28 protein-coding genes are annotated in these 25,065 nt (G+C 38.1%); 26 read left to right on the forward strand and 2 right to left on the reverse strand.

Translation table 11 applies throughout. From position 1 onward, the window contains the following. Nucleotides 1-64: 64 nt before the first annotated feature. The 7 genes from ACNHOZ_RS02825 to ACNHOZ_RS02855 all read left to right on the forward strand — a co-directional run bounded on the left by ACNHOZ_RS02825 (nucleotide 65) and on the right by ACNHOZ_RS02855 (nucleotide 6,205). Complete coding sequence (locus tag ACNHOZ_RS02825) at nucleotides 65-520, forward strand: DUF2663 family protein (RefSeq protein ID WP_033579743.1); 456 nt, start codon at nucleotides 65-67, stop codon at nucleotides 518-520. A 54-nt stretch (nucleotides 521-574) separates the two neighbouring features. Next, a complete protein-coding gene (locus tag ACNHOZ_RS02830) occupies nucleotides 575-949 on the forward strand; it encodes a hypothetical protein (protein WP_028411525.1) in 375 nt (124 codons plus the stop codon). Between the two features lie 20 nt (nucleotides 950-969). Next, nucleotides 970-1,737 carry a metallophosphoesterase gene (locus tag ACNHOZ_RS02835; RefSeq protein WP_028411524.1) on the forward strand — a complete coding sequence of 256 codons (768 nt, stop codon included), beginning with the start codon at nucleotides 970-972 and terminating at the stop codon, nucleotides 1,735-1,737. A gap of 107 nt (nucleotides 1,738-1,844) precedes the next feature. Next, on the forward strand, nucleotides 1,845-2,756 hold the full coding sequence (locus ACNHOZ_RS02840) for a MerR family transcriptional regulator (protein ID WP_028411523.1): 912 nt from the start codon (nucleotides 1,845-1,847) through the stop codon (nucleotides 2,754-2,756). A gap of 127 nt (nucleotides 2,757-2,883) precedes the next feature. After that, nucleotides 2,884-3,486 carry a genetic competence negative regulator gene (locus tag ACNHOZ_RS02845; RefSeq protein WP_025750420.1) on the forward strand — a complete coding sequence of 201 codons (603 nt, stop codon included), beginning with the start codon at nucleotides 2,884-2,886 and terminating at the stop codon, nucleotides 3,484-3,486. Between the two features lie 357 nt (nucleotides 3,487-3,843). Then, entirely contained in the window at nucleotides 3,844-5,109 is a 1,266-nt protein-coding gene (locus ACNHOZ_RS02850; RefSeq protein WP_370506064.1) for a Glu/Leu/Phe/Val family dehydrogenase, read from the forward strand. Between the two features lie 124 nt (nucleotides 5,110-5,233). Then, entirely contained in the window at nucleotides 5,234-6,205 is a 972-nt protein-coding gene (locus ACNHOZ_RS02855; protein ID WP_255905580.1) for a YpdA family putative bacillithiol disulfide reductase, read from the forward strand. 19 nt (nucleotides 6,206-6,224) lie between these two features. Here ACNHOZ_RS02855 and ACNHOZ_RS02860 read toward each other — a convergent pair whose 3' ends face one another. Further along, nucleotides 6,225-7,196, reverse strand: coding sequence for an asparaginase (locus ACNHOZ_RS02860; RefSeq protein WP_048019803.1), 972 nt, complete (start codon nucleotides 7,194-7,196; stop codon nucleotides 6,225-6,227). 198 nt (nucleotides 7,197-7,394) lie between these two features. Here ACNHOZ_RS02860 and prsW point away from each other — a divergent pair, with 198 nt between their 5' ends. The 10 genes from prsW to ACNHOZ_RS02910 all read left to right on the forward strand — a co-directional run bounded on the left by prsW (nucleotide 7,395) and on the right by ACNHOZ_RS02910 (nucleotide 16,731). Continuing rightward, nucleotides 7,395-8,045 carry a glutamic-type intramembrane protease PrsW gene (gene prsW / locus ACNHOZ_RS02865; RefSeq protein WP_028411520.1) on the forward strand — a complete coding sequence of 217 codons (651 nt, stop codon included), beginning with the start codon at nucleotides 7,395-7,397 and terminating at the stop codon, nucleotides 8,043-8,045. Nucleotides 8,046-8,190: 145 nt separating this feature from the next. Continuing rightward, nucleotides 8,191-9,123 carry a spore cortex-lytic enzyme gene (sleB, locus tag ACNHOZ_RS02870; protein WP_028411519.1) on the forward strand — a complete coding sequence of 311 codons (933 nt, stop codon included), beginning with the start codon at nucleotides 8,191-8,193 and terminating at the stop codon, nucleotides 9,121-9,123. Between the two features lie 17 nt (nucleotides 9,124-9,140). Beyond that, on the forward strand, nucleotides 9,141-10,490 hold the full coding sequence (gene ypeB, locus ACNHOZ_RS02875) for a germination protein YpeB (RefSeq protein ID WP_014458333.1): 1,350 nt from the start codon (nucleotides 9,141-9,143) through the stop codon (nucleotides 10,488-10,490). Between the two features lie 152 nt (nucleotides 10,491-10,642). Continuing rightward, the gene (locus tag ACNHOZ_RS02880; protein ID WP_048019804.1) at nucleotides 10,643-11,308 is read left to right on the forward strand and encodes a flagellar brake protein; all 666 of its coding nucleotides are present in this window, start codon (nucleotides 10,643-10,645) and stop codon (nucleotides 11,306-11,308) included. 68 nt (nucleotides 11,309-11,376) lie between these two features. Beyond that, complete coding sequence (locus ACNHOZ_RS02885) at nucleotides 11,377-11,553, forward strand: YpfB family protein (RefSeq protein ID WP_013059030.1); 177 nt, start codon at nucleotides 11,377-11,379, stop codon at nucleotides 11,551-11,553. Nucleotides 11,554-11,715: 162 nt separating this feature from the next. After that, nucleotides 11,716-12,390, forward strand: coding sequence for a (d)CMP kinase (gene cmk / locus ACNHOZ_RS02890; RefSeq protein ID WP_028411517.1), 675 nt, complete (start codon nucleotides 11,716-11,718; stop codon nucleotides 12,388-12,390). Then, nucleotides 12,387-12,974: a lysophospholipid acyltransferase family protein gene (locus ACNHOZ_RS02895; RefSeq protein WP_033579748.1), complete on the forward strand. Its 588-nt coding sequence runs from the start codon at nucleotides 12,387-12,389 to the stop codon at nucleotides 12,972-12,974. Before cmk ends, ACNHOZ_RS02895 begins: the two co-directional genes overlap by 4 nt. Before the next feature lie 162 nt (nucleotides 12,975-13,136). Continuing rightward, nucleotides 13,137-14,273 (forward strand): 30S ribosomal protein S1, encoded by a 1,137-nt coding sequence (rpsA, locus tag ACNHOZ_RS02900; protein WP_048019805.1) that lies wholly within the window; start codon nucleotides 13,137-13,139, stop codon nucleotides 14,271-14,273. Nucleotides 14,274-14,289: 16 nt separating this feature from the next. After that, on the forward strand, nucleotides 14,290-15,339 hold the full coding sequence (fni, locus tag ACNHOZ_RS02905) for a type 2 isopentenyl-diphosphate Delta-isomerase (RefSeq protein WP_048019806.1): 1,050 nt from the start codon (nucleotides 14,290-14,292) through the stop codon (nucleotides 15,337-15,339). A gap of 177 nt (nucleotides 15,340-15,516) precedes the next feature. Beyond that, complete coding sequence (locus ACNHOZ_RS02910; RefSeq protein ID WP_048019807.1) at nucleotides 15,517-16,731, forward strand: MFS transporter; 1,215 nt, start codon at nucleotides 15,517-15,519, stop codon at nucleotides 16,729-16,731. Nucleotides 16,732-16,761: 30 nt separating this feature from the next. On the opposite strand, the gene ACNHOZ_RS02915 is transcribed toward ACNHOZ_RS02910, so the two are convergent. After that, complete coding sequence (locus ACNHOZ_RS02915) at nucleotides 16,762-16,899, reverse strand: YpzI family protein (RefSeq protein ID WP_013059024.1); 138 nt, start codon at nucleotides 16,897-16,899, stop codon at nucleotides 16,762-16,764. A gap of 120 nt (nucleotides 16,900-17,019) precedes the next feature. On the opposite strand from ACNHOZ_RS02915, the gene ACNHOZ_RS02920 reads away from it, so the two are divergent. The 9 genes from ACNHOZ_RS02920 to mtrB all read left to right on the forward strand — a co-directional run bounded on the left by ACNHOZ_RS02920 (nucleotide 17,020) and on the right by mtrB (nucleotide 24,872). Next, complete coding sequence (locus ACNHOZ_RS02920; RefSeq protein WP_028411513.1) at nucleotides 17,020-17,625, forward strand: YphA family membrane protein; 606 nt, start codon at nucleotides 17,020-17,022, stop codon at nucleotides 17,623-17,625. 297 nt (nucleotides 17,626-17,922) lie between these two features. Beyond that, nucleotides 17,923-19,233, forward strand: coding sequence for a ribosome biogenesis GTPase Der (der, locus tag ACNHOZ_RS02925; RefSeq protein ID WP_014458340.1), 1,311 nt, complete (start codon nucleotides 17,923-17,925; stop codon nucleotides 19,231-19,233). Between the two features lie 17 nt (nucleotides 19,234-19,250). After that, a complete protein-coding gene (locus ACNHOZ_RS02930) occupies nucleotides 19,251-20,282 on the forward strand; it encodes an NAD(P)H-dependent glycerol-3-phosphate dehydrogenase (protein ID WP_048019808.1) in 1,032 nt (343 codons plus the stop codon). A 314-nt stretch (nucleotides 20,283-20,596) separates the two neighbouring features. After that, nucleotides 20,597-20,800: a DUF2768 domain-containing protein gene (locus tag ACNHOZ_RS02935; protein ID WP_028411511.1), complete on the forward strand. Its 204-nt coding sequence runs from the start codon at nucleotides 20,597-20,599 to the stop codon at nucleotides 20,798-20,800. Nucleotides 20,801-20,824: 24 nt separating this feature from the next. Further along, on the forward strand, nucleotides 20,825-21,547 hold the full coding sequence (locus tag ACNHOZ_RS02940; RefSeq protein ID WP_033579749.1) for a hypothetical protein: 723 nt from the start codon (nucleotides 20,825-20,827) through the stop codon (nucleotides 21,545-21,547). A 229-nt stretch (nucleotides 21,548-21,776) separates the two neighbouring features. Then, nucleotides 21,777-23,255: a stage IV sporulation protein A gene (spoIVA, locus tag ACNHOZ_RS02945; RefSeq protein ID WP_013059017.1), complete on the forward strand. Its 1,479-nt coding sequence runs from the start codon at nucleotides 21,777-21,779 to the stop codon at nucleotides 23,253-23,255. A 373-nt stretch (nucleotides 23,256-23,628) separates the two neighbouring features. Further along, entirely contained in the window at nucleotides 23,629-23,901 is a 273-nt protein-coding gene (locus ACNHOZ_RS02950) for an HU family DNA-binding protein (protein ID WP_013059016.1), read from the forward strand. 148 nt (nucleotides 23,902-24,049) lie between these two features. Further along, nucleotides 24,050-24,616 (forward strand): GTP cyclohydrolase I FolE, encoded by a 567-nt coding sequence (gene folE / locus ACNHOZ_RS02955; protein ID WP_013059015.1) that lies wholly within the window; start codon nucleotides 24,050-24,052, stop codon nucleotides 24,614-24,616. A gap of 25 nt (nucleotides 24,617-24,641) precedes the next feature. Next, on the forward strand, nucleotides 24,642-24,872 hold the full coding sequence (gene mtrB, locus ACNHOZ_RS02960) for a trp RNA-binding attenuation protein MtrB (RefSeq protein ID WP_028411509.1): 231 nt from the start codon (nucleotides 24,642-24,644) through the stop codon (nucleotides 24,870-24,872). Nucleotides 24,873-25,065: the final 193 nt, after the last annotated feature.

Here is a 25,065-nt window from a genome sequence, read left to right on the forward strand (position 1 = left end):
TCAGTGTTATCCACATAATCTTTTATATTCACTCATATGTTGTACTAGCATACGAGGGGGTGGAATGTTGGAAAACAAGTTGATAGACTTTGAAAGCGATGAAACACTTCAATATATATTAGCGAGCGTTATCAAAAGAAAAGAGACGGTTAATAAGCTGAAAGCTAAAGAGAAAAGATGGAAGCTTTTGTTTTTAGCCAGCGTAACGGCTGTTATTAGCTACTTTTTTTTCATATTTCAAAGCGGTTTTTTTACGACGTTTAGCGAATTTTTCTCATTTTTGTTAGGTAACATAGGGCATTTGATGTTTCTATTGCTTACCGTCTCCCTTTATTTTTATACTGTACAGCTGCAGAAAAAAAGCGAGAAAGCGGAAAAGACTTTTCAAGACTTGCGCTGTGAGATTATTAAAAGAAGCAAAGAGCTATGGGCGACGCCTGAAACATGGGAGAACCGAAAAGAAACGTTCCGCTGGATGCAGTCCACTTATGGAATTAATTTATATCATGAAAATAAATAGAATCGCATGAAAAAGCCTCTTTTTACATAGAAGTTTAGTGAAGGGGGTTTTTTTGTGAGAGATTGGTTTAACTTGCTGGCTGCGTGGTTATGCAGTTATTATATCAGCAGTTTAACGGCTGTAGGCTCAAAAGCTTCGTTAACCTATTTACTTATTCAAATGATTTTACATCCGTTAGATGTGTTTGGTATTATAATTTTATTTTTCACGGCTCTTTTTTGTCTGTCGGCGGCAGTTCGTAAAGTGTTTCTGCAAAGTCGGTTGTTTCTAAAAGGCTATAAGGTAAAATGGCATGAATATCTTGTTTCATGTCTATGTGTGATAGGAGTTTTATCGTTAAGTACAGTTGCGCTTTATCAAGTAGTAGGTTTGTTAACAATTGCGACAATTTATGCCCTTTCTTCTTTAACAGAAACACACCGTGTATAAAATGAAAAGAAGGAGAATATATGGTTATTTCTTTAATTATTTTAGCGTTAGGCATAGGCCTGCTGATTTTTATGTTTTCAGAAGCCCATCGTACATATGTAGAAGAAAGAACGATTCATTTATCAACATTTCCCGGAAATCAGCAGCCTTTACGCCTGTTTTTTATATCGGATGTACATAAGCGAACAGTTTCGTCGAAGCTGTTGGAAAAAATACCTGGTGAAGTAGATTTTGTGATCATAGGCGGTGACTTACTAGAAGGAGGAGTACCTTTATTGCGTGCTCGTCAAAATATTCAAAAGCTTAAAACGCTTGGACCGGTCTATTTTGTATGGGGAAATAATGATTACGAAGTAAGTCAAGTGCAATTGAAGCAGATGCTTAAGGATGAGGGAGTTATTACCCTTAAAAACGAGCATGTCTCTGCAGTTTCTAAACATGGTACTACATGCAATTTTGCGGGAGTAGATGATTTATCCGAAGGTGAGATGGATCTAAAGCGAGCTGTTTCTTCCATTGAACCTGACCAGCTTACCATTCTTCTAAGCCACAATCCTGATGTTATCTATTATGTAGATGAAGAATCAAAAGTAGATTTAATTTTGAGCGGACATACACACGGAGGACAGATACGCTTATTTAATTTTGGTATGTATGAATTAGGAGGGCTGAAAGAGAAAAGACAGATTCCTCTTTTTGTTAGTAATGGATATGGTACAACCTCCCTGCCTCTCCGTTTACAAGCTAGAGCACAAACGCATTATATCACTTTAAAAAGGAAAGAATAGCCTTGAACAAACTCTTTACATAGCATATACAAATTTTACACACAGGATAACTTATCCTATAATTCAATTAATAGAAACAGTTCACGAAGAGTAGTTGGAGGTTACGTATGGCTCACGAAGGGAAGTATAATATTAAAGCCATCTCAAATATGGTCGGGATCCAGCCGGGAACTTTGCGTGCATGGGAACGACGCTATCAAATTTTAAATCCTGTCCGCAATGAATCGGGGCATCGGTTATATACAGAGGAAGATTTGCGGAAATTAAAATGGCTCACGGAAAAAGTGAGCGGAGGTTTTACGATTAGTCAAGCGGTTTCGTTATTAGAAACGGAAAGTAGTACAGTAGGAGCGTTTGAAGAAGAAGGAGAAGTAGATTCCCCTCAGAAAATTAGGGATGAGCTGTTAACGATGCTTCTATCTTTTGAAGAAGGAAAAGCACAGGATTTAATTAATCATGCGTTTAGCCTGTATTCGGTAGAAAAAGTGGTTATTGATATTTTGGGTTCTCTACTCGTGACGGTTGGAGATATGTGGGAAAAAGGGCAAATCACAAGTGCTCATGAGCATTATACGACTCAAGTATTAAAAACGCGTATCAGCATGATTTTTTATTCGCTGCCTTCAAATGGCTTATTGCCTAAAGCGATTGCTGTATGTGGGCCTAATGAGACACATGAAGTTGGACTTCTAGTCTTTACGCTATTTTTACGCCGTAAAGGGTTTGAGGTTATTTATTTAGGAAGCAGCATTGAAGATAAAGATGTTGAGCTAATTGTTAAAGAAGTAGACCCAACGTTTTTATTTATGTCATGCACGATGATGGAAAATGCCGAGAAAACACTGAATTTGACGAACCAAATGATAAAGAAATTCCCGCATCTTAAAGTAGGATTAGGCGGTTATGTGTTTGATGGTTTAGATAGCAAAAGAAAAGGCGAGGCTCAGCCGTTTATTTTAGGAAATACAAAAGAAGAGTGGAACAGTTGGCTAACAAAAAAATTAGCAGAAATTGATTGAGAATAGCTTGTCTTTCCTTTCATAAACCTGTAAACTCGTAAGTAAACATCACGAACCGTTTTCCAAAAAATACATATACTGCATTATCGAACCATGTGGTTATGAGTGCAAGCGGGGAGGGACGCTAATGAGGCTTGAACGATTAAACTATAATAAGCTAAAAGTTTTTTTGACCTACGATGATTTAAAAGAAAGAGGGTTAACAAAAGAAGATCTATGGACAGATACATTCAAAGTAAAACAGCTCTTTCGTGAGATGATAGAGCAAGCTTCTCAAGAACTGAACTTTGAACCTACAAATTCTCTTTCGGTAGAAGTTTTTTCACTTCAAGCACAGGGAATGGTTGTATTTGTGACAAAGCAGTATGAAGAAGAAACCAGCTACGGTGAGTTCGATGAAGACGAGTTCGAGGACTTCATTGAAATGCAGGTCATGCTAGATGAAAGCGAAGACATGTTTTTTGAGTTTGATTCATTTGAAGATGTCATTCAGCTGACCAAGCGCATGTCAAACTTTTACGATACGGATAGCGTGCTCTATTCATTCGAAAAACGTTTTTACGTGCTATTGGATTATCACATGCTGTCACCGGCTGAAGTTGGGAATATGATTGCGGTTTTGGCGGAGTATGGAAATCCCTCTACAATTACAAAGCACCGCGTAAATGAATATGGAAAAATATTAGTAGAAAAGAGAGCTCTGGAGTATATTAACTCTGTCTTTTCTTAACTGTTTAATTGAAATAATTACACCCGTGAAGGATAAAGCACTTTTATTAAAATAAGAGTGGCTGCACTTTCAGCTTGTACAAAGTTGTTGAAAGTACTCTTTATCACCGGGTGTTTTTTATTTTTTTAAGACGATTAACGCATACTAGGAAAGAGGCAGACTTAAAACATTGTAGCATACCTTGTAAAGTTATTGGAAGCGTTTTCTTAGAAGAACACAAAAAATACTAAAAGTTCGATATTTTCCTTTGCAATGTAAAACTAAGGGTGTATACTATGTCATGAAAGAAGCACCATTCAATTAAAAACGAATAATTTTCGATACATTTTAGGAGGTTTACAGATGGTAGCCGACAAGATGCAAGACAGTAAAAATAGTCAAGAAGAGAAGCATGATGTTTTAAAATCTACACAAACAGTGATACATAAAGCGTTAGAAAAACTAGGCTATCCTGATGAAGTGTATGAACTATTAAAAGAGCCATTACGAATGATGACAGTAAAAATTCCTGTTCGTATGGATGACGGATCAGTTAAGATTTTTACAGGTCACCGAGCGCAGCATAACGATGCAGTTGGTCCTACGAAAGGTGGAATTCGTTTTCACCCAAACGTAACTGAAAAAGAAGTAAAAGCTCTATCTATATGGATGAGTTTAAAATGTGGAATCGTTGACCTTCCTTACGGTGGAGGAAAAGGTGGAATTGTTTGTGATCCTCGAAATATGTCTTTTGGAGAATTAGAGCGTTTAAGCCGCGGATATGTTCGTGCGATTAGCCAAATTGTTGGACCAACAAAGGATATTCCAGCGCCGGATGTGTTTACAAATTCACAAATTATGGCTTGGATGATGGATGAATACAGCCGGATTGATGAATTTAACTCGCCTGGCTTTATTACTGGAAAGCCCCTTGTCTTAGGTGGTTCGCACGGCCGTGAAACAGCGACTGCAAAAGGAGTAACTATTTGTATTCGTGAAGCAGCGAAAAAACGAGGCATTGAATTACAAGGTGCACGGGTAGTAGTACAAGGATTTGGAAATGCAGGAAGTTTTTTAGCTAAGTTCATGCACGACGCTGGTGCTAAAATTGTAGGGATATCTGATGCATACGGAGCGCTGCATGATCCTAATGGTTTAGACATTGATTATTTATTAGATCGACGCGATAGCTTTGGTACAGTAACGAAATTATTCAATAATACTATCAGCAACAAAGAGCTGCTTGAACTTGACTGTGACATCCTAGTTCCAGCTGCGATTGAAAATCAAATTACAGAAGAAAATGCCCATAACATTCAAGCGAGTATTGTGGTGGAAGCAGCAAATGGACCAACAACTCTTGAAGCAACGCGCATCTTGTCAGAGAGAGGGATTTTATTAGTTCCAGACGTTTTGGCAAGTGCGGGCGGTGTAACAGTCTCTTATTTTGAATGGGTGCAAAATAACCAAGGTTATTATTGGACGGAAGAAGAAGTAGAAGAAAAGCTTGAAAAAGTAATGGTGAAATCATTTAATAACATCTACGAAACTTCTACAACTCGAAAAGTCGACATGCGTCTAGCTGCTTATATGATAGGCGTAAGAAAAATGGCAGAAGGCTCTCGCTTCAGAGGCTGGATTTAAAAACAGAACAGCAGAACAATTGCGTAAATAGAAAAAATCTCCTATCATTAATGAGGAGATTTTTTTGTTTTACACTGCGTTAAAATAAAAAAAAGGTGCGTTTACAACTGAAGGAGTGACAGGCATGAAGAAAGAAAAAGTAATTATTGTTGGCGGAGGACCATGCGGGCTTTCAGCAGCTATTGAGCTTCAACATACAGGTATTGATGCCCTTGTAATTGAAAAAGGCAATATTGTGAATGCAATTTATAACTATCCGACCCACCAAACGTTTTTTAGTTCAAGTGAAAAACTAGAAATTGGGGATGTCCCTTTTATTACCGAAAATCGTAAGCCTGTGCGCAACCAAGCTCTTGCTTACTACCGAGAAGTGGTGAAGCGCAAGCAAGTTCGAATTCAGCCGTTTGAACGTGTCTTGCAAGTAGACAAACAAGCGGAAAACCAAATTATTGTCACAACATCCAAAGAGACATATGAAGCGGAGAATGTCATTATAGCTACGGGCTATTACGATCATCCTAATTATATGAATGTTCCTGGTGAAGATTTATCAAAGGTATTTCATTATTTCAAAGAAGCGCATCCGTATTTTGATAAAGATGTAGTCGTTATAGGCGGAAAAAACTCTAGCGTCGATGCAGCTCTGGAATTGGTGAAGTGTGATGCAAGGGTGACGGTTATTTATCGTGGCTCAGATTACTCCCCTAGCGTAAAACCTTGGATATTGCCTGAATTTGAAGCGCTGGTTCGAAATGGAACGATTGGGATGCATTTTAACGCTCATGTAACAAAGATAACGGATGAAGCAGTAACATATGAGCAGGAAGGGAAAGAATTTACGATTAGTAACGATTTCGTTTTTGCCATGACTGGCTATCACCCTGATCACTCGTTTTTAACAAAAATGGGTGTGGAATTAGATGATAAAACAGGCCGCCCTTCTTTTACCGAAGAGACGATGGAAACAAACGTGGAAGGAATTTATATCGCTGGTGTGATTGCTGCAGGAAACAATGCTAATGAGATTTTTATTGAAAATGGACGTTTTCATGGGAAATCAATCGCTTCTCATATTATCAACAAAAACAACGCATAGGCTTCTATGCGTTGTTTTACTAATGATTAAATAGCTGCTGCAGCTCATCATGATTCGTTGTTACTTGGAGAGCAACCAACAGTTTAATGCGTGCTTTAGGACCATTTAAGCCATTTGAAAAAATAACGCCCATCTCTTTTAACAGCTTGCCACCGCCTTCATACCCATATACATCTTGAGCAATTCCATTAAAACAGCGAGAAACGAGCACGATGGGTATCTTTCGCTTCAAAAGCAATTGAATTCCTGGAATGGTGAGAGGAGGCAGATTTCCTTGACCGAGGGCTTCAATTACAAGTCCGTCAACATTCATTGAAGCCACTGCTTGAAATAAATGGTCGTCCATTCCTGCATAAGCTTTTAATAAAGTGATTTGTTTATCTATTTGATTAACAGGATAAAATTCATGTTCTGTAGGCATGTGGTGAAAAGATACGCCGCGTTTTGTGATTAATCCTATTGGCCCGTACTGAGGGCTTTGAAATGTCGCCACGTTGCTTGTGTGGGTCTTGGTCACATTTTCAGCGGTATGAATTTCATCGTTCATCACAACTAAGACACCTTTTCCTTTTGCCCCGTCACTAATAGCCACCCGAACCGCAGATATAAAATTATAAGGACCGTCTGAACCGATTTCATTGCTTGATCTCATAGCTCCAGTTAAGACAATTGGAATATCTGTATGCACTGTTAAATCTAAAAAATAAGCGGTTTCTTCCAGCGTGTCCGTGCCGTGGGTTAACACGACTGCATCAATTTTGCCTTCATTAATTTTATCGCGTATTTTTTTTGAAAGTATAAGCATTTCCTTAGGAGTAATGTGAGGAGAAGGCAGATGAAATGCTTCTTCTACGATTACATTGGCCATACCTGAAACAGATGATGTTGAGCGGTGAAGCGGGTTTTGAATATCTGGTGCTACCGCTCCAGTTTCCATGTCTTCTTTCATCGAAATTGTGCCGCCGGTGTGAAGAATATAAACAGTTTTCATAGAGAGCTCCTTTCAATTTTTCGTATAAGTATGATACATTTTTTGGTATACTTGTTTAAGGTCTTTGTTAGGCTTTGTAAATCGACAGCAAGTTATGTGAGCATTTACATATAAAGATAAGGACATTATAGACGGAGATTTTCATCCTAAAGATAACATGTTACTATTAAAAAAAATAGAGGAGATGAGGCGCTATTTATGTTGGCGATTGTATCTGCAGGCATTGCGCCAGGATTGGCATTGTTAAGTTTTTTTTATTTGAAAGATGAATATGAAACTGAGCCTATTTCAATGGTATTAAAAACATTTATTTTTGGAGCAATGCTTGTTTTGCCAATTATGTTTATTCAATATGTATTTGGTGAAGAACACGTTTTTCAATCACCTTTTCTTGAAGCATTTTTTACGACAAGCTTTTTAGAAGAATTTTTCAAATGGTTCATTTTATATTTCACGATTTATCAGCATGTGGAATTTGATGAGCATTACGATGGAATTGTTTACGGGGCAGCTGTTTCATTAGGTTTTGCTACCGTTGAAAATATTTTATATTTATTTGCAAATGGTTTAGAATCAGCGCTAGGAAGAGCCATTTTACCCGTATCTAGTCATGCTTTATTCGGCGTCATTATGGGGTATTATTTAGGAAAAGCAAAGTTTTCTGAAGGAAAGGAAAAAACGAAGTGGACGCTGTATTCCGTATTTGCGCCGCTCATTTTACATGGAACATATGATTATATTTTAAAAACAATGGATCATTGGGTATTTATTATTATTCCATTTATGATTTATTTATGGTGGCTGGCATTAAGAAAAGTAAAAAAGGCCAAACAGCCATCGATTGTCTAGGCTCAGCTTGTAAATCTTTTTTGAGAGATTTACGAGCTGAGTTTTTTCATTTCGGTAAATTTTGCGCATCTTGTATAAAAAAACAACCTTTACAAAAAATACTCCTATCATCTTATCAGTTACATACGATGTAGGAGGTTTTGTCATGTTATCATTTCGATGTTTTAAAAAGTATGCATGTCTCATATGCATATGTTCATTTATTGCAGCGTCCGTTGTGAGTCCAAAGGCCGCTCACGCGTTTTCAAATCAAGTCATTCAACACGGAGCAGTTGGAGATGACGTTATTGAGCTGCAGTCGAGACTTCAGTATTTAGGTTATTATAACGGGAAAATTGACGGTGTATTTGGATGGAGCACATATTGGGCACTGCGCAATTTTCAATATGAATTTGGCATTAAAAAGATTGACGGTTTAGCAGGCTGGCAAACAAAGATTAAATTAGCTAACGCAACAAAATATCACGAAAGCTATGTGAAAAATCAAATTAGAAAAGGCAATAAGTTTACGCACTATGGCGGTAAGCCTCTTGATCAGCAATCTAAAGGAAGCGGTAGCAGTGGAAAAAGCAGCGGGAACAATGGTCAGCAAAAAGCACAAAGCGGATCTTCTCAAGCAAAAAAACCTGCCAGTCAGCCGCAGCGTAATACGTCTAAAGGAAATTCTGAACAACAGAAAGAAAAAGCACAAAAGCCAACAGCGGTGAATGTACCGAGCGGGTTTTCACAAAATGATATTCAGCTCATGGCAAATGCTGTGCATGGTGAAGCACGGGGTGAACCATATAATGGCCAAGTAGCCGTAGCGGCCGTTATTTTAAACCGAGTTAACAGTCCGTCATTTCCAAATACAGTCGCTGGAGTTATTTTTGAACCGCGTGCATTTACTGCCGTAGCAGATGGGCAAATTTGGCTTGAACCCAATCCAACATCTAAAAAAGCGGTTATGGATGCGATTAACGGATGGGATCCTACTGGGAATGCTATTTATTACTTTAATCCGGATACAGCAACAAGCGCATGGATTTGGTCACGTCCTCAAATTAAGCAAATCGGGAAACACATTTTCTGTCGATAAAGAGAGGTGAAGGAAACATGATTCGAACAATTTTAATTGTATTATTAGCTATTGGTGTTGTAGGTGTAGGGTATTGGGGGTACAGCGAACATCAAGAAAAAGATGCTGTGCTGCTTCAAGCGGAGAATACGTATCAACGAGCATTTCATGATTTGTCATATCAGCTAGATTTATTAAATGATAAAATCGGTGGCACGCTTGCCATGAGTTCGAGAGATCAGCTTTCGCCCGCGCTTGCAGAAGTATGGCGTTTAACTTCTGAAGCTCATAACAATGTAGGACAGCTGCCTTTATCGCTTTTACCGTTCAATAAAACAGAAGAGTTTCTTTCAGATGTTGGTGACTTTACGTACAAAGTGGCGGTAAGGGATTTAAGCAAATCTCCCTTAACAGATAAAGAGTATAAAACGTTAAATTCGCTTTATGATCAGTCAGGCGAAATTCAAAATGAAATGCGCCAAGTACAGCATCTAGTCATTGATAATAACTTGCGCTGGATGGATGTTGAGCTAGCTCTAGCCACAAAAGAAAAGCAAGGGGACAATACGATTATTGACGGATTAAAAACCGTTGAAAAAAGTATGGATTCTTTTGCCGAAACAGATTTAGGCGTTATGAATGCAACGAATGAACAGGAAAAAAACGCTTTTCATCAATTAAAAGGTAGAGAAGTTAGTGAAGATGTTGCCAAACAAGTGGCGCGTTCGTTTTTGAATTTAAAAGGAAATGAACAAATTCATATTGTAAAGAGCGGAAAAGATGCCGACTATGAGGTGTACAGCTTAACCATTACAGATCCAAAGACTAAACAAGAGACGTATATGGATATTACCCAAAAAGGTGGATATCCGCTTTGGGTGCTCGAAGATCGAGATATTAAAAAACAAAATATTAGTTTAAACGATGCTATGAACAAAGCGACTAAGTTTTTAAAAGATCATCGTTTTGAAAGCCTAGTGATGGCTGAAAGCGCTCAATACGATAACATGGGAGTCTTTACATTCGTAGAGCAAACGGAAAGTGGAGTTCGGATTTATCCGGATTCAGTTAAAATGAAAATGTCTTTAGAAGATGGATCTGTGATTGGATTCTCAGCTAAAGACTTCTTATTAAAACATCGTACAAGAGATATTCCAAAACCTAAAATTTCGAAAGAACAGGCAAAAACCAAGCTGAACTCGAATGTAAAAGTGATGGAAGACCGCTTGGCAATTATTACAAATGATTTAAACGAAGAAGTGCTATGCTATGAGTTTTTAGGGACAATTAAAAATGATACGTATCGTATTTTTATCAATGCCGATACGGGTTTTGAAGAGAAAGTCGAAAAACTGCAAAACTCAGAACCTTTATATAATGAAGTATAAAGCTGAGAAATCGGTGTCTATAGACACCGATTTTTTGTGTCGTATAAGTTTTTTGAGTCTAAATGACTAATTTTTATTTACAAAATAAATATATTTGACTATGTTTAAATAAAGGGAAAAAGTGTATATAGTGGAACTGAAGGAGAGAGAAGATGATAAAAGCGGGAATGAGGTTGACGTTAGAGAGCGGGCACAGAGAGTCTACCTTACAACAAACGTATCGATGTAAGGTAGTTGAGTTTACGGAAGACGTGATTTATATTAGCTATCCGCTAAATGAAGAAACGCAGCGAAGTGCTTTTTTACTAAAAGGTACAAAATTGCTGGCTACGTTTATTGGATATAATCAAAATGTATATACCTTTCCAACTGAAGTAACAGGACGCGAAATAAAAGGCATGCCTGTTGTGAAGCTCTTTTACCCGGGCGATAAAAAGTTAAAGTCCATCCAAAGAAGAAATCTTTTCCGTGTGCCGCTTACAGTGAAGGCGGTGATAGAAAGTGAACAAGGACAGCAGGCCGTAATGGAAATCATGACTAAAAACATCAGTGCAGGTGGAGTAGCCGGCTCCTTCCATCATTCGCTGCTTTTTAATGAGAAAGATTCCGTTGTTGTACGATTAAGTCTTCCTAATCGTGAGGGAACTTTGCAGCATCTTGAATTAAAAGGGGAAGTTGTACGAATTACCGCCCCGACTTCCTGTAAAGTAGGTCAGCTATCTATTAAATTTATGGACATTGAAAAACAAACGAAAGAAATGATGATTCGTTATACCTTAAAGCGTCAGCTCGACCTAAGGAGAAAAGGTCTTCTTTAGCGTATAAAAAAAACTTCTCTTTCCTAAACTGTAAGCAAAGGTACTACTTCTTACAAAAGGAGAAAAAGATGAATCGAATAGAACGAATTTTAATTAAATTAGTGGTTATTCAATTTGTGTTTTTAATAATTGCCCAATGTATTTTACTATCTAGCAGTCATAGTACATATTTCTCAAAGGTCATTCAGTATGAGGGAGTTAGCAAAAATAATTTTAATAAAATTATTGAAACATTCGACCAGTAGTCGGACGTATGGTAGAATAACTAGGAAAGAAACATGCAGTGAACACCAGGCAGGAGAAGACCCCCTGCTCTTTTTTTCGTTTATAAACGTTTCATATAAAATGGCTCATTGTATAAAAGATGAAAGTGGTTTGTTCCTGTTTTGAAATTAAGGGAGGCACTTATGGAAAAACAAATTTCAATCGCGATTGACGGTCCTGCAGCTGCTGGGAAAAGTACAGTGGCAAAGATTATAGCAGAAACCTTATCATATATTTATGTTGATACAGGAGCGATGTATCGTGCTCTAACGTATCAAGCGCAGAAAAACCAGGTGGATTTGCAAAATGAAGAAGAGCTATTGCATTTGCTTAATGAAACAGTAATCGATTTAAAACCGTCTGAATCTGGGCAGGTAGTCATCTTAAATGGACAGAATGTTACAAGTGAAATTCGTTCCGCAGAAGTAACTAACTCTGTATCCATCGTCGCGAAACATCGTGCAGTTCGCGAAGAGATGGTAGCGAGACAGCAGGGCCTTGCTAAAGATGGAGGCGTTGTAATGGATGGACGTGATATCGGTACACACGTGCTTCCTCAGGCAGAAGTTAAAATCTTTTTATTAGCGTCTGTGGATGAAAGAGCACAGCGACGCCATGATGAAAACATAAAAAAAGGTTTTGAATCAAATTTAGAGCGTTTAAAAGAAGAAATTGCCCGCAGAGACAAGCTGGATTCTGAGCGTGAAGTAGCACCTCTTAAAAAAGCTGAAGATGCAATTGAAATCGATACAACTTCCTTATCGATTGAAGGAGTTGTAGAAAAAATACTTTCTATTACAAACGAAAGGATTGGATGATTTTGAGCTTTTATATGTTTGCACGTGGCATTGTAAAAGGTATTTTAACACCAGTTTACCGTTATGAGGTAATCGGTGCAGAAAATATCCCTTCAGAAGGCGGAGTTTTGCTTTGTTCAAATCATATTGACAACTTAGATCCGCCTACGGTAGGTGTGACATGTCCAAGGCCTATTTCGTTTATGGCAAAAGCAGAGCTGTTTAAAGCACCTTTTCTGAAGACGGTTCTGCCAAAGTTAGAAACGTTCCCTGTAAAGCGGGGGATGGCAGATCGTGAAGCTTTGCGCCAAGGGTTAAAGATTTTAAAAGAAGGAAAAGTGCTTGGATTATTTCCAGAAGGAACAAGAAGTAAAGATGGAAAATTAGGAAAAGGAATGGCTGGAGTAGGCTTTTTTGCTTTGCGTTCAAAAGCAGCTGTTGTTCCTTGTGCTGTTATTGGTCCATATAAGCGTTTTGCAAGGTTAAAAGTAGTGTACGGACCGCCAATTCAGATGGATGAACTTCGTGAACGAAAGGCATCAGCCGAGGAAGTAACCGAAGTTATTATGAAAAGCATTGGTGAATTAATTGAAAAATATCAATAGTTTGTAACCTTATGACTTGACAAAAGATTCTATTTATTAGAAGTTAGTAACAAAGAGAGTTTTTTCTATACAGAGCTATATACAATAATGATGAGCTAAAAGAGTGAAGAACTCTTACAAGGGAATACATATTGTAGATGGATATTGGAGGAGGAAAAGACGATGACAGAAGATATGAATCAAGTAGAGGTAACGTCATTAGAAGTAGGAGAAACAGTAAAAGGTACTATTACAAAAGTAGAAGAAAAGCAAGTGTATGTAGATGTGCCTAACAGCAAACTAGACGGTATTATTCCAATTAGTGAATTAGCGAGCTTACATATTGAAAAAGCAGGGGATGTAATCCAAGAAGGCGCCGAAGTCGAAGCGAAAGTAATTAAAGTGGAAGACGATGTGCTTGTGTTATCTAAACGGGCTGTAGATGCTGAAAAAGCATGGGACGGTTTAGAAGCAAAACTTTCTTCAGGTGAAGTGTTTGAAGCGGTAGTCAAAGAAATTGTCAAAGGCGGATTAGTAGTAGACATTGGGGTAAGAGGGTTCATTCCAGCTTCTCTTGTTGAAACTCATTTCGTGGATGATTTCGCAGAATATCAAGATCAAACTCTTACAGTCAAAGTAGTGGAATTAGATAAAGAAAAAAATCGCGTAATCCTTTCGCATCGTGCAGTTGTAGAAGAAGAGCTTGTACAACAAAAAGAAAATGTTCTTGAGTCATTAAAAGAAGGTCAGGTTTTAGAAGGAACCGTTCAGCGCTTAACAGACTTTGGTGCGTTTGTAGATGTAGGCGGAGTAGATGGGCTAGTGCATATCTCTCAGCTTTCACATACGCGTGTAGAAAAGCCTTCAGACGTAGTAGCTGAGGGAGATACTGTGAAAGTCAAAGTATTATCTGTTGACAAATCAACGGGTCGTGTTTCATTATCTATTAAAGATACGTTAGAAGGTCCATGGTCCAACATTTCTACGAAGCTTCGCCAAGGTGATGTAGTAGATGGAACTGTTAAAAGACTTGTATCTTTTGGAGCTTTTGTGGAAGTTCTACCTGGAGTAGAAGGACTTGTACACATTTCTCAAATTTCACATAAGCATATCGGGACACCGCATGAAGTGCTTTCTGAAGGCGAAAAAGTGAAGGTAAAAGTACTTGATGTGAATGAACAAGAACGACGCGTTTCGTTAAGCATTCGTGACCTTGAGGAAGAAGAGCAAGAAGATTACGGTGACTATGAATTACAAGAAGAGTCAAAAGGCTTCCAATTAGGTGATATGATTGGGGATCAATTAAAAAAATTAAGATAAGTAATGGTGATGATTTGTGAGCAGAGCAAAACGTAAAATTGATCACATTCATCATGCGATTCAAACGGGACAGCATCGGCTGCACGGGCTAGATGATATTCGCTTCGTTCATAATAGCTTACCAAATACAGGCGTGCACGATGTTCATATTGATACAAAAATTGGCGAACTTTTGTTAAGTTCGCCAATTTTTATAAATGCTATGACGGGTGGAGGCGGACAAGAAACGGAACGGATTAACCGTTCGTTTGCTCAAATTGCTCATCATGGTCAATTAGCAATGGCCGTTGGATCGCAGATGGCTGCGATTAAAGATGAAAAGGAAGAACAATCATACAGAGTAGTGCGTCAAGAAAACCCTAACGGAATTATTTTTGCCAACCTAGGCAGTGAAGCTACAGTTGAACAAGCTAAAAAAGCGGTTGATATGCTTGAAGCAAATGGACTTCAAATTCATTTAAATGTTATACAAGAACTGGTCATGCCAGAGGGAGATCGTGATTTTACCGATGCATTACGTCGTATTGAACGAATTGTCCGAGAAGTAACCGTTCCTGTAATTGTCAAAGAAGTAGGTTTTGGGATGAGCGCTCAAGCAGTGCAAAAACTTAAAGATGTTGGTGTTGAAATCGTTGATATTGGTGGGTACGGTGGTACCAATTTTTCGAAAATCGAAAATGAAAGACGAGCAAAACATTTTCACTTCTTTAATGATTGGGGAATTTCCACAGCAGCTTCTTTAGCGGAAGTATCTCAGCACGTAGAAGGTATATCCATTATTGGTTCAGGAGGTATTCAAACCTCTATGGATGTTGCTAAGTCCATTGCGTTAGGAGCTTCTGCAACGGGAATGGCAGGATATTTTCTATCCATTTTAATGACGTCTGGTTTAGAAGCAGTCGTAGAAGAGATAGCCGAGCTGCATGAGGAGTTAACGTTTATCATGGCTGCATTAGGAGCAACTTCTATTGCTAAGCTTCAGCAAATGCCTCTAGTTATTACAGGGGATACCCATAGCTGGCTGACTCAGCGAAATGTATCTATAGAAACATTTAATAACAGATGATAAAAAAGCAAGCAGTTAACTGCTTGCTTTTTTATTTCCTTAGAAGATGAATGATCGCGTTTTCATTAAAAAAACAAAAAATATTGGCAGAAGAAGTGACAAAAAGCATGAAATCCCAAACGTTAGCCACTTATAATAAGTTAAATAAACAGAAAAATCAGAAAAATAGGTGACGTAATGAAAAAGGGACATCCTATATTTACAATTTTTCTTTTCTTTTTAGGCTGGGTTTTCATGTATGCAGATCGTAATATTTTATCTCCAGTTATGGGAGATATCGGTGCGCAGTGGGACCTTAATAAAGCTGAACTTGGTCTAATGTCTACCGTGTTTTTTGCAGCGTATGCAGCTATGCAGATTCCAACGGGTTTTTTGGCAGATCGATTTGGTCGCGTTAAGATCTTAGTGGCTGGATACATTTTGTTTGGAGTTGCCACATTCTTTACAGGACTTACGACTACTTTCGGTATGTTCTTGCTCATGCGGGCGCTGACAGGACTTGGAGAAGGAACGTATTATGGTTCACAATACGGAATTTCTTCAAGCATCACGTCTGAACGATACCGAGGTCTAGTGTCTGCGCTCATCAATAGTGGAATGGCTTTTGGTATATCGCTTGGTTTTATCGGTTCTACATACATTACATATACGTTAGAAAAAGACTGGCAGTTTACTTTTTACTTATTTGCTATTCCGACTATAGTAATAGCTATTTTAATAGCTTTCTTTGTAAAAGATAAGCAAAGGGATCAAGAAAAAAATTCGCTAAATAAAGAAACAAAGCAGTCGCTAAAATTATTATTTACAAAAAATCATATTTTCGTATACATTTTAATCTTCTGCTCTCTTTACGGATTTTTTGGAATGCTGACGTGGCTTCCTTATTATTTGCAGCACTCGCGCGGCTTAGAAGGGTCTCAAACAGGCATCATAGCATCTTTAGTACCGTGGGCGTCTATTCCAGGAGCAATCTTCTTTGGATATATATCGGATCGAATTGCAAATAAAAAAGCATTAATTGTGAGTTTGTCAGTAGCGGGCGCTTTATGTCAATTTTTTATTCCCTATACAGAGAGTTATTCTTGGCTATTAATCGGCTTAATTGTGTACGGTCTGATAGGGAAATTAGCATTAGATCCGATTTTAATTTCGTATATGGCGGATATTACTCCCTCTTCCATGTACTCTAAAGTGTACGGTTTTTTTAACTTCAGCGGCATGCTGTCATCGATCTTTGCACCTTACATTACCGGATATTTTGCAGATAAACTTGGAAGTATGGAATTCGGATTTTATTTGTCAGGAGCACTATTGTTAGTGGGAGGAGTTCTCTTTTTGTTTACAGGAAAGAAAGAACGTCCCTATCCTGTTTCACATCCAGTTTTAAAATAAAAAATGCGCTGACTTAGTCAGCGCATTTTTTTATTTATGCTCATTTAATTCGCGCGCTTCTTCAGGACTTTGCAAGCTAGTTGCTCCCGGATAGTGAAGTCCTTGATCACGGTCAGATTCAACTCGTTTTGATTCCTTTAATTTTTTCTCTTGACGATCTTTTCCCATTTTATATTCCCTCCTTTTTTCTGATAGGTTGTCCAAAATAAGCGGTTCTATTCTAAAACCCCGATTAAGTTTTCCAAAATTGATACATACTGATGACAGATAGGGGAGGTGCCATATTCAGTGGACGGAATTTTCTTTTATTGGCTTTCGTGGATGGGATGGATTGTTGCGACTTTTCTTATGCCCAAAACAGCTAGGCGTTGGAAGGTAGCAGCCATTATATTAATCAGTATACTCCTAAGCGGAATGAACATGCATATGACTCAGTTTTCATGTAGCTACACCGCTTTGTTTTTAGTGGGAGTAGCGTGTGTGTATGCTTCAGGCTACAGCCGATTTCAGCAGTTATATTATGTTATTGTATGCGGCATTATAATAATTGCCTATGCTAGTTTTTGTTTACTTGAGCTCTATGATCCTGTCTGGATTTTTATTGATCGTAAGTGGATTTTGACTGGACTTATCTTATATATTTGCTTTATGGTGGTTAAAGATGCTGAAAAAAGATTCGCAGCAATCATTTTAGGTGTAGTTGGAGGAGACTTTTTATACGCAGTTGTCATTCGGGATATCGCATCTTATGAAATAGGGTCTCTTCGTACACTCGACGTTTTAGCCACAGCAGTAGGAGCGATGTTTATTTGGGAGATGCTGGTTTATTTCTCTGCTTATTTAGATTTGTACGTGCTGAAGTCTCACAGGCAAAAGCAAAGTACTTACAAATAGAAGAAGAGATTTCGTAAAATTATATTGTTGTTACCGGTGATTTTTGATAAAATTGTTTGATTGAAAGAGTAATGCTTATTCAGCGGATAGGCAGTTAATCAGTTCAGTATAAGAAAGAGCTGATAAAAATCCTGCTTTATCGCTTATGATCGATTAGTAGAGGTCATGCCACGCTGCATGGCCTCAATTTTTGAAAAACGAATGATCTTATTTATTTGTACATGTAGATAAATACCTTTAGTCGATTAAAGACTGGTTGCCGATACATAAAAAAGATCAAGGAAAGGGAAGAATCGTATGCCAAAACCAATTATTGCGATTGTTGGTCGTCCCAACGTAGGAAAATCAACAATTTTCAACCGAATTGTAGGAGAGCGAGTATCTATTGTAGAAGATATTCCGGGTGTAACTCGTGATCGTATCTATAGTTCAGGTGAGTGGCTGAATTTGGACTTTAACATTATTGATACTGGCGGTATTGATATTGGAGATGAGCCATTTTTAGAACAGATCAAACAGCAGGCAGAAATTGCAATTGATGAAGCGGACGTAATCATTTTTCTAGTGAATGGACGCGATGGAATTACTGCAGCTGATGAAGAAGTGGCGAAAATTTTATACAAATCCAAAAAGCCCGTCGTCCTAGCCGTTAATAAAGTAGATAATCCTGAAATGAGAGAATTAATCTATGATTTCTACGCACTAGGATATGGAGAACCGTTCCCAATCTCAGGAACCCATGGTTTAGGTTTAGGTGACCTGTTAGACGAGGCAGCTAAGCATTTTCCAAAAGAAAAAGACGAAGACTACGGAGAAGAAGTCATTAAATTTTCATTGATTGGTCGTCCTAACGTAGGGAAATCTTCATTAGTTAATGCTCTTCTAGGTGAAGATCGTGTTATTGTCAGTGATCTCGCCGGTACGACACGCGATGCTATTGATACGAAGTTTACAAAAGAAGATCAAGAATATGTTGTTATTGATACAGCTGGAATGAGAAAGCGTGGAAAAGTGTACGAGAGTACTGAAAAATACAGCGTACTTCGCGCATTAAAGGCAATTGAACGCTCAGACGTTGTCTTAATTGTATTAAATGCTGAAGAGGGTATTATTGAACAAGATAAGAAAATTGCTGGCTATGCACAAGAAGCTGGAAAAGCTGTCGTCATTGTTGTGAACAAATGGGATACAGTAGAAAAAGATGAAAAAACAATGAAAAAATTTGAAGAAAATATACGCGAGCATTTTCAGTTCTTAACATATGCTCCAATTGTATTCCTTTCAGCTAAAACGAAAAAACGTACGCATACGCTATTGCCAATGATTGATCTTGCAAGCGAAAGCCATGCTGTACGTGTAGAAACAAGCATCTTAAACGATGTAATTATGGATGCAGTAGCAATGAACCCTACGCCTACTCATAACGGCAACCGCTTAAAAATCTATTACACAACTCAAGTAGCAATCAAGCCGCCAACTTTTGTTGTGTTTGTAAATGATCCTGAGCTAATGCATTTTTCATATAAACGTTTCTTAGAAAATAAGCTTCGTGAAGCTTTTGGATTCGAAGGAACTCCAATTAAAATTATTGCAAGACCAAGAAAATAACAGAGGATGTGATCGGCGTGGAAAGAATAGCTGTACTAGGAGCAGGGAGTTGGGGAACTGCATTAGCTTTCGTATTGGCGGAAAATGGACACGATGTTCGCATTTGGGGACATAGACAACAAGTCATTGATCAAATCAACGAGACGCATCAGAATGAAAAATATCTGCCTGGTGTAGAGCTTCCTCATCAGATTAAAGGTTTTACGTCATTAGAAAAGGCAATAGAGGGTGTTGAAACCCTTATTTTAGCTGTTCCAACGAAGGCCATTCGTGAAGTGTTGCAACAGCTAAAATCCCTTACCGATGAACTGTTTACAATTGTTCACGTAAGTAAAGGAATTGAACCGGATTCTCTTTTACGTATATCTCAAATGATTCAACAAGAAATTGATACAAAAGACATCGTTGTCTTATCAGGTCCGAGTCATGCTGAAGAAGTAAGTAGAAGGCAGCCGACAACCGTGACGTCAGCTTCAACAAATATACAAGCAGCAGAAAAAGTACAGGATTTATTTAATAATCAACAGTACTTCCGTGTTTATACAAATCCTGATGTGATTGGTGTGGAAATTGGGGGAGCGTTAAAAAATATTATTGCTCTTGCTGCTGGTATTACGGATGGACTTGGATATGGTGACAATGCGAAGGCCGCTCTTATGACTCGTGGCTTAGCTGAAATCGCTCGTTTAGGTACGGTGCTTGGCGCCAATCCTCTGACGTTCTCAGGTTTAACCGGGATTGGAGACTTGATTGTAACGTGTACAAGCGTTCATTCTCGAAATTGGCGCGCTGGTAATCTTCTTGGAAAAGGCAAAAATTTAGACGAAGTATTAGAAAATATGGGAATGGTTGTAGAAGGTGTACGCACGACGAAAGCAGCTTACCAGCTATCTCAAAAATACGACGTGAAAATGCCGATTGCTGATGCTTTATATAATGTACTGTTTAATGATGTGAAGACAAAAGATGCAGTAGACGCGCTTATGTCTCGTACTAAAACACATGAAATGGAAGATTTAGCGAATGTTTTAGGAGAAAAATTAAATTAAGTGCAAAGAAATATGAAAAAATAGGCAATTGGTGATACCCAAAATCATTTACTTGCATAAAATAACGTGTAAATAAAGATGAGTAGAACTGTTAGTATGGGAATATTTAGTTACGGTCGAAGCGAAGAGCCCCCTTCGCTTCGATTTTTTTATGTGAAAAAGCAGGAATTTGTCAATTTAATAGGAAAGTAATTACTATAGAGCGTAAATCAATGGAAGGTAAATAAATAGTTAATTTAGAATGTTCTATTAATATCCGTCTTAACTATAAGTCCTTATGTTATAATAACGGTGAAAAAAGGAGTGGATGCAATTTGTCGCCAGGTTTGTTAAAGATGTGGATTTCATTGGGTTCCATTGTATTTATGTTTATTGCGGTATTTTCTATTTACTTTAGTCGTTATAAAATCACGAACCGCGTTGGTAAAATTGTACTCGCTTTCATTGCCTATTCGCTCATGATTGTAGCAGGTCTTATTATGGTAATTGTTGTATTCAGCGGTCCAACAGATGCTTAATGTACATATGGTAGGGTGAGGAAAATGAAAAAATTCATGCTAACGTCTATGGTTGGGTTAACCATTTTTGTATTATCCGGTTGTTTATACCCGACGGAAAGAATGTCTCAAAATCAAGTTCCTTATAAAGATCAAGTTGCTTCCGTACAAACGGCCGTTGATCAATTTAAAGAAGAAAGCGGAGGCTTATTGCCGATAAAAACGAAAGATATGGACACGCCGATTTATCAAAAATATCCGATTGACTTTACAAAAATTGTTCCTAGATACATGCAAGACGCACCTGGGAATTCGTATGAAAGCGGAGGGATATTTGCGTACGTGCTTGTGGATGCAGAAACAAAGCCCACGGTTAAATTATTAGACTTACGGATGGCGGATACGATTCAAGATGTTAATGTACATTTGAATATATACCGTCAAAACCATAAAGGGTACGTACCGTTTAAAGACGTCATCGCTCCCGGCGTATTCTCTATTAACTATAAGAAATTGAATATGAAAGAACCCCCTGTCGTTACTAGCCCGTATACAGGGAATAGTCTTTCTTTAATTGTTAATGGGCAGGGAGATGTATTTGTAGATTATCGTCCTGATTTGTATGATGCCATTCAAAAGCATAAAAGCTCCTACAAACCGGGTGAAGATATCCGAAAGCTCCTTGTGGAAAACAGTGATTTTGTACCTGCTTACTCTCTTCCTTATACAGTTAACGATAAGAATGAACCAATATTTTTTAAAAAATAAGTCATGAACCCCTTCTCCTTGAATAATATTCAGAGAGAAGGGGTTTTCTCTTTCTTGTACACCAATAATGAAAATCAGAATGACTAAGTCAGCATGTGCATGAAAAAAATCATAAATTTTTCTATCAAAAGTCATATTTTAATAGGACAACGTCATAACTATATAGTGTCCTAATTTACTCTCGCAATGGATGTCATATTCCATGAACTCATAGATCGGAGGGGATCTTTTGGAAAAGGTGGATGTATTTAAAGATATCGCTGAACGTACAGGAGGCGATATATATTTAGGTGTGGTGGGAGCAGTTCGAACAGGAAAATCTACATTTATTAAAAAGTTTATGGAGCTGGTGGTCCTGCCTCACATCGAGAACGAGGCAGAAAGAGCTCGCACACAAGATGAACTACCACAAAGTGCAGCTGGAAAAACGATTATGACAACTGAGCCAAAATTCGTACCGAATCAAGCAGTCAATGTTTTGGTAGATGACGGGCTAGAAGTTAACATACGGTTAGTAGATTGTGTAGGATATACAGTGCCAGGCGCTAAAGGGTACGAAGATGAAAATGGACCTCGAATGATCAATACACCTTGGTATGAAGAACCAATTCCATTTCACGAAGCGGCTGAAATTGGAACGAGAAAGGTCATTCAAGAACACTCAACGATTGGTGTCGTCATTACAACAGATGGCTCAATTGGAGATATACCTCGTCAAGATTACGTGGAAGCAGAAGAGCGCGTCATTAATGAGCTAAAAGAAGTAGGCAAACCCTTTATCATGGTTATTAATACCGTACAGCCATATCATCCCGATACAGAAAAGCTTCGTGCAAAGCTTAATGAAAAATATGATATCCCAGTATTAGCGATGAGTGTGGAAAGCATGCGCGATACTGATGTGATGAACGTATTAAGAGAAGCACTATACGAGTTCCCTGTATTAGAAGTCAACGTTAATCTACCAAGCTGGGTAATGGTTTTAAAAGATAAACATTGGCTGCGTGAAAGCTATCAAGAAGCTGTTAAAGAAACGGTAAAAGATATTAAGAGACTGAGAGACGTTGAACGGGTAGTAGAGCAATTTAGCCAGTTTGAGTTTATCGATCAGGCTCGATTAGCCGGAATTGAGATGGGGCAGGGGATTGCCGAAATTGACTTATACGCTCCAGATGACTTATATGATCAGATTTTGAAAGAAATCGTGGGAGTAGAAATTCGCGGAAGAGATCATTTGCTGCAGTTAATGCAAGACTTTGTGCATGCAAAAACCGAGTATGATCAAGTCTCTGATGCACTTCGCATGGTTAAGCAAACGGGTTATGGTGTAGCTGCACCTTCACTTTCAGATATGAGCCTTGATGAACCTGAAATTATTCGTCAAGGATCGCGTTTTGGAGTTCGTTTAAAAGCAGTGGCACCTTCTATACACATGATTAAAGTGGATGTAGAATCAGAATTTGCGCCGATTATCGGAACGGAGAAGCAAAGCGAAGAATTAGTTCGTTATTTGATGCAAGACTTTGAAGATGATCCGCTTTCAATTTGGAATTCAGATATATTTGGCCGCTCTCTAAGTTCAATCGTAAGAGAAGGGATTCAAGGAAAGCTGTCGCTGATGCCTGAAAATGCGCGATATAAGTTAAAAGAAACGCTAGAACGGATTATTAACGAAGGATCTGGAGGTTTAATCGCGATTATTTTATAAGAATATAAGGTTAGGCTCCTCATAAAGGAGCCTCTTCTTTTTGGATAGATCATACAAAACTTTACATATATTGTGATAGATCGCGTGGTTATCCTATTCCTGCGTTATTTTCTGCTTGCTATGCCTTGTTCAATATGTTAATCTTTTAACAGAAATCGATCGATCATACTGTTTTCACTACATACATACGGCAGATGAATGAAAAACATTGAATTATTTAGTTCAATCGTTTATGATTAGGCTTGTCGATACATAGGTTATGTATAATATCCATTTGTTTTGTTAAAGAATGAGATATAACGAATTACTAGATTCCTTTTCTAACAAGGTTTTTAGTTATTATATGATCCGATTTTGGGAGGAGGTGAATGGCATGAACAAGACAGAATTAATTAATGCTGTTGCAGAAGCAAGTGAGCTTTCAAAAAAGGATGCTACAAAAGCAGTTGATGCTGTTTTCGATACAATTTTAGAAGCTTTAAAAGCTGAGGACAAAGTTCAACTTATCGGTTTTGGTAACTTCGAAGTACGTGAACGTGCTGCTCGTAAAGGACGCAATCCACAAACTGGCGAAGAAATCGAAATTCCTGCTAGCAAAGTTCCTGCATTCAAACCAGGTAAAGCTCTTAAAGATGCTGTAAAATAATATCTACATAAAATGGCTTTATTCATAGCCGTTGATGAAGAGCTTTGAAAGGTCGCACATTTGCGACCTTTCTTTTTTGCCTTTGGTATATACATATGCTAGAATTTTTTTCATAAAGTCGTAATGCAACGAATTGGAGGGCAACAACATGTCATCTGTAAATAAACCACAGATCGAACAAGCTGTGAGACTAATTTTAGAAGCAATTGGCGAAGATCCAAACCGTGAAGGATTATTAGATACACCAAAGCGAGTAGCTAAAATGTATGAGGAAGTCTTTTCCGGGTTGAATGAAGATCCAAAAGAGCATTTTAAAACAGTTTTTGGAGAAGATCATGAAGAGCTAGTGCTTGTAAAAGATATTCCTTTTTACTCTATGTGTGAACACCACTTAGTGCCTTTTTACGGAAAAGCTCATGTTGCGTATATTCCAAAAGGCGGACGAGTGACCGGTTTAAGTAAGCTGGCAAGAGCGGTAGAAGCTGTTGCGAAACGTCCTCAGCTTCAGGAGAGAATTACATCTACAGTGGCGGATTCTATTGTAGAAACATTAGAGCCGCACGGGGTAATGGTAGTAGTGGAAGCAGAGCACATGTGTATGACCATGCGAGGCATTAAAAAGCCTGGGGCTATGACAATCACTTCTGCTGTGCGTGGAGTGTTAGAACACGATGCAAGTTCTAGAGCTGAAGTTTTATCATTGATTAAATCATAATGTGGATGATGAAGGAGAAGAGAATATGACACAAAAAGGAACGCCAGAGTATATTGTCATTAAAGCGGTCGAAGATGGAGTTAACGTAATTGGCTTAACGCGAGGAGCAGATACGCGATTTCATCATTCAGAAAAACTAGATAAAGGCGAAGTGATGATTGCGCAGTTTACTGAGCATACATCCGCAATTAAAATTCGTGGCAAAGCCGTCGTTCAGACTGTTCACGGAGAAATTGAATCCGATACGAAAAAATAAGCAGGGATTTTCCTGCTTTTATTTATATTTAAAATAAATGAATAAGAACAGGAAAAACATGGTGAAACTAAAAGCAATATCTTAAATTACTGTCTAAGAAATCAAGATGGTATGTAGATGAACGGTGTTCAAGCGGATGAGCAGCTAAAGGATTTAAACCGTGAAAAAGCTTCAAAAGAATTTAAAGGATATT

It is taken from the genome of Priestia sp. D51 (assembly GCF_053345675.1).